Source organism: Labilibaculum sp., assembly GCF_041595635.1.
Taxonomy (GTDB): domain Bacteria; phylum Bacteroidota; class Bacteroidia; order Bacteroidales; family Marinifilaceae; genus Labilibaculum.
This window is the reverse complement of the sequence record NZ_JBFHJW010000111.1, coordinates 1-5,786: the sequence shown is the minus strand read 5'-3', so window position 1 is coordinate 5,786 and position 5,786 is coordinate 1. Positions and strand designations below refer to the sequence as shown.

Sequence of the window (5,786 nt, the reverse complement as noted above, 5' to 3'; positions counted from 1 at the left end):
CTCAATGATTTTGTTTTGGGTAGTAATTCTATCTTCAATGGTTGCAAGAAGAGTTGCTATTTTATTTTGCTCTTTAAAGTTTGGCAGTGTTATCTCTAATTTTTTCAAATCAGAATTATAAACATTACTTATACTTACTCCTTTAGCAAGAGATGCTATTGTCTTTTTTAATCGTTTATTTATATAGTATGAAACAAAGATTGGCGAATAAAGTAATTCTTCTTTGGGTCTTAAAATATTTATTGTTCGACCAATAGCAATATCAGTAATCGTTAATGCAGAAGCCGACCCAATATCTAACGGGTCTTCGCCTGCCGAAGGGAGCAATATCTCATCACCGTTACTAAAAAGCAATTCTGATTTGTCTAAATCGGTTCTATTTATCACATCTAAAATGACTTCATTATACATATGATATAACTCACCATACCTTACACATGGATGTTCAAATTCAGGCGAAGCTTCACTTTGTTTTATATTCTTTCCGGTTGAGAAATTAAAAATATCTTCAAAACGATATTTTTTATAATTACCATCCCCCTCAAACTCAGGGAATCTCAAATTTGGAACATTGAGGAATTAGAGATTCAGAATCCCCTTTTTATTTTCTTTGAGCTTTTTAATCTTAAAAGATAAAGATGAATAAACAAATTAAAGTTTCAGCAATTAGCCACTTATGGCTAAGCGATAAAAAGCAGTATGTAAAAAGGTCAACTATTTCAGCTTATATGCTATTGGTAGAAAATCACCTTTTACCCGCCTTTGGTAACAATTATCAGATAAGCGAGGATGAAGTACAAGCCTTTGTATTTAGAAAATTAGATGAAGGATTGGCTAAAAAATCGATAATGGATATACTCATTGTTTTAAAAATGATTCTCAAGTACGGAGCAAAACAAAAACTACTGCATTATGAAGCTTTTGAAATTCGTTATCCAACAGAGCAAAAAGGGAAACACTTAGAGGTTTTAAGTCGTGCCAACCAGAAAAAGATAATGAACTATATCCAGGAACATTTTACTTTTCGGAATTTAGGCGTTTACCTATGTCTATGTACGGGTATGCGTATTGGCGAAGTTTGTGCGCTTACCTGGGAAGATATAAATACCGATACTGGTCTAATAAGTATAAATAAAACCATTCAGCGTATTTATACCACCGAAAACGGCATTGGTAAAACCGAGCTGATTATGGATACACCGAAAACCAAAAACTCAGTACGAGAAATACCCATGAGCCGTGACCTATTACGAATGCTAAAGTCGGTTAAGAAAATAGTCAATAGTTCGTTTTATGTCTTAACCAACGAAGCAAAGCCAACCGAACCTCGTACCTATCGGAACTATTACAAATTCTTTATGGATAAGCTCGAAATACCATACTTAAAATTTCATGCTTTGCGCCATAGCTTTGCGACACGCTGTATCGAGAGCAATTGCGATTACAAAACGGTTAGTGTGTTATTGGGGCATTCTAACATCAGTACAACCTTAAACCTTTATGTTCATCCCAATACAGAGCAAAAGAAAAAAGCCATTAACCAAATGTTGAGGTCATTGAATTAACAAGGGGAACACTTTGTTTTTAACAAAAAAAATCCAAACCACTTGTTTGTAATTTTGTTATCGTTAATTTTGAGACTTATATTATTATTTTAAAAGGTTTTTAATTCACATAAAAACTAAATCCTGTAAATCGTATAATCGATAAAATCCTGATTCAGATAATTTATGACCACTCAACCCGAACAAATATTAGAAAACAATCTTCTTGCTCAGTTACAAGAACTGGGCTATAAATTTGTAACGATTAAAGATGAAAAAGATCTCTTGGCTAATCTGAAATCACAATTGGAAGTTCACAATAAAATCGAGCTTTCCGATAACGATTTTAAGCAGATACTAAGTTTCATTAACAAAGGCAATGTTTTCGAGCGAGCCAAAATCCTTCGCGATCGGGTACCTTATACTAACAATAAGGGCGAGCATAAAACCATTGAACTAATCAATCAAATTCATTGGTGTCAAAATCAGTTTCAGGTAACTCAACAGGTTACCATGGAAGGCTCGTATAAAAATCGCTACGATGTTACCATTCTAATTAACGGTCTGCCTTTGGTGCAGATTGAATTAAAACGTCGAGGTTTGGAGTTAAAAGAGGCTTTTAATCAAACCAATCGTTACGAGCGTCATTCCTATTGGGCAGGGCACGGTTTATTTCAATTCATTCAGATATTTGTTATCAGCAATGGGGTCAATACAAAATACTATGCCAATAGTCCAATAAAGGCTCGTTCGTTTAAGCAAACCTTTTATTGGTCTGATGTCAACAACAAACTCATTACTCAACTCCCCGATTTTGCTGATTTGTTTTTAGAGCCTTGCCATATCTCTAAAATGATAACAAAGTATATTGTAATTCACGAATCCGATAAAATTTTAATGGTGCTTCGTCCTTATCAGTTTTATGCGGTAGAGGCGATAGTTGATAGGGTGCAGAAGTCAAGAAATTATGGGTACATATGGCACACCACAGGTTCAGGAAAAACATTAACTTCCTTTAAAGCAGCGCAAATTCTCACCAACTTTCCTAAGGTGCACAAAGTAGTTTTTGTAGTCGATCGTAAAGATCTCGATTACCAAACCACCAAGGAGTTTAACAGCTTTAGCAAGGGCAGTATAGATGGAACAAGCAATACCAATACGCTCGTAAAGCAATTGGTTGGTGACAACAAGCTGATTGTAACCACCATTCAGAAACTAAATACAGCTATAAGCAAAAAAAGGTATTTAGCCAGAATGGAAACCCAAAAAGACAAACGTATTGTTTTCATTTTTGATGAGTGTCACCGTTCGCAATTTGGTAAAACACATGGAGATATTGAAAAATTCTTTACCCATTGCCAAATGTTTGGTTTCACCGGGACACCAATTTTTGAGAAAAATGCAGGAACCAACGAATTTGGTAAACGGACCACGGCAATGTTATTTGGTGGGGAAAAACCACTTCATAAATACGTGATTACCGATGCCATTCGCGATGAAAATGTATTAAAGTTTTCAGTAGAATACATTCGAACCTTCAAAAAGAAGGACAACATTCTGGATATCGATGTGGAAGCCATTGATAAGACCGAGGTAATGAATGCGCCACAGCGTTTAAATAATATTGTTGATTATATAATAACGAATCACAATAGAAAAACGCATAGCAGAGAGTTCACCAGCATTTTTGCAGTATCAGGCGTCGATCGGGAAACCGGTTTTACTCCGGTTATTGAATACTATAAATTGTTTCAACAGAAAAAGGAGCAAGGTCTGCATAACCTGAAGGTTGCAACGATCTTCTCATACAAAGCAAACGAGGACGATAAGGATGCAGTGGGGGACTTTATCGACGATGAGTTTATGGATGAGAGAGAGGATACTATACCTATAGCTGCCGAAGCAAATCCAGAATATAATACAACTACTGGCAATAATCCAGGTGGAGAAGTTGCATGCAACGTATTAACAAATGCAAAAGAAAATTTATTGCACAAACATTCACGCGATTATCTCGAAGAATTTATTCAAAATTACAACAAAGAATTTGGTACCAATTACACAACAAAAGATTCTAAGAGTTTTTATAACTATTATAACGATGTTGCCAAACGTGTAAAGCACAAACAAATTGATGTTTTGTTGGTTGTGAATATGTTTCTAACAGGATTCGACAGCAAAACACTGAATACCCTTTATGTCGATAAAAATTTAAAATACCATGGTTTAATTCAAGCTTACTCCAGAACCAACCGTATTATAAACGAATTAAAATCTCAGGGGAATATCGTTTGTTTCCGAAATTTGAAAAACGCAACCGACGATGCTATCTCTCTATTCTCGAACATCAATGCCAAAGATGAAATCATCATGCAGCCCTACGAAGAGTATGTTGCTAAATTCAATCAGGCATTTATTGACTTATTGCAAATTACACCAACTGTAAATAGCGTAAACGACCTACAGGACGAAGAAAAAGAGTTGGAATTCATCAAAGCATTCCGAGAATTGATGCGTCTAAAAAACGTATTGGCAACTTTCACTGAATTCACTTTCGATGATCTGTCAATGCAGGAACAAAATTTCGAAGACTACAAAAGTAAATACCTCGATTTGTACGACAAGGCAAAATCAGCCCATCAAAAAGAAAAAGTATCCATTCTAGGCGATGTTGATTTTGAGCTGGAACTGATACACCGGGATGAAATAAATGTGGCTTATATTTTGAAGCTTCTCGCCAAGTTAAAAGACTTAACTGAAGAAGAACACGAAAAACAGAAAAAAGCAATTATCGACATTATCTCAGGAGATGCTAAAATGCGTAGCAAACGAGAATTGGTTGAAAGGTTTATTCACGAGAATTTACCCGAAATTGACGATTCAGAAAATATCCCAACTGAATTTGAATCATTCATAAACGAAGAACGCCAAATTGCAATTCAAGCTATAAGTGAGCAGGAAGGATTAGATCCTGATAAATTAGAAGCAACAATTGGAACTTATCTCTTTACAGAGAAAAAACCAATGCGCGACGATATCATTTCCATGATAAAAAAACGCCCAGCATTAAAAGAACGACGTACTACCGCCGAACGAATCACTAGCAAAATTGTACAGTTTGTAGAGACATTTATTAGTGGGATTGCGGGGTAGGGATTTGCTTATTCAAACTTAACAAGATTTTAAACTGTTCTTTTATTGCTTTAATATGGGTGTTGTAAATAACTAACTCGAATGATCATGTATTTATCCGAACTTAAAATCTGGAACTTTAGAAAGTATGGCCTAAAAAAAGGTAATAAAATAGAAAATGCTCAACCTGGCTTTGAGGTAAAATTTAAAAAGGGAGTTAATGTTTTAGTAGGAGAGAATGATTCTGGAAAAACTGCAATTATTGATGCCATTCGATATGTTCTTAAAACGCAAAGCCAAGAGTTTATTCAACTAGATGAGAAAGATTTCTACAAAGTAGGAACAGAGAGGGCTACTGATCTAAAGATTGAATGTACATTTTCAGGATTTTCTGCAGCTGATGCAGGGCATTTTTTAGAGTGGATAGGCTTTGATGAAGATGGAAAATACAAATTGAAAATTTGGCTTACAGCCAATAGAAAAGATAATAATATATATCCTAGGGTTAGTGCTGGTGTTGATTTGGATGGCAATTACATGGAAGGGGAAGCTCGTGACTTATTACGAGTTATTTATTTAAAGCCATTGCGCGATGCATTAACAGATATGACTCACGGTAGGAAATCTCGCTTAGCTCAAATACTAAAAAACCTAAAGGCATTTAAAACAGAGTTTGATGATGTAGGGAGTAAAAAGCAACATAAGTTGGAGAAGCATCATGAAGAGTATAGTGGTCAAGTAGTAGATTATTTTAAAAAGGATAAAAAGGGAAAGAAAATAACAAGAGCAATTAATGGTTTTTTAACAGATGATTTTTTGTTTAAAAATGAGGATAGAAAAGCTGGGATAAAGATTGATAAGGACGAAATAAGTGAAATTCTTCGGGATTTAGATTTGGTGCTCGAAGAAAATAAATCAGGATTAGGTTCACTTAATCTGCTATGTATGGCTGCTGAATTACCCCCGCTAGCGCGAGCTTCTTTAGCTCGTGTCCTGCGTATGCAGTAAAATACAATAAGAATTGAAAAGGAAATATGGCGTTCACTCCTCGGGTCTCGGCAAAAAGTTCGCCAGGGGTTCCAAAATCCTTTGGCTTCTTCCGCTTGTTTT

General features: G+C 35.3%; 4 protein-coding genes. 3 read left to right on the top strand and 1 reads right to left on the bottom strand.

From position 1 onward, the window contains the following. Positions 1 to 561: restriction endonuclease subunit S (locus tag ABYT26_RS17350; protein WP_372756244.1), on the bottom strand; the 561-nt coding region annotated here is incomplete at its 3' end. Positions 562 to 638: 77 nt separating this feature from the next. Between ABYT26_RS17350 and ABYT26_RS17345 the strand changes: the two genes are divergently transcribed. The 3 genes from ABYT26_RS17345 (at position 639) to ABYT26_RS17335 (ending at position 5,684) form a co-directional block, all read left to right on the top strand. Next, entirely contained in the window at positions 639 to 1,565 is a 927-nt protein-coding gene (locus ABYT26_RS17345) for a tyrosine-type recombinase/integrase (RefSeq protein WP_372756242.1), read from the top strand. A 165-nt stretch (positions 1,566 to 1,730) separates the two neighbouring features. After that, the gene (locus ABYT26_RS17340; protein ID WP_372756240.1) at positions 1,731 to 4,697 is read left to right on the top strand and encodes a type I restriction endonuclease subunit R; all 2,967 of its coding nucleotides are present in this window, start codon (positions 1,731 to 1,733) and stop codon (positions 4,695 to 4,697) included. Positions 4,698 to 4,784: 87 nt separating this feature from the next. Then, positions 4,785 to 5,684 (top strand): ATP-dependent endonuclease, encoded by a 900-nt coding sequence (locus tag ABYT26_RS17335; RefSeq protein WP_372756239.1) that lies wholly within the window; start codon positions 4,785 to 4,787, stop codon positions 5,682 to 5,684. The last annotated feature ends 102 nt before the right edge of the window (positions 5,685 to 5,786 follow it).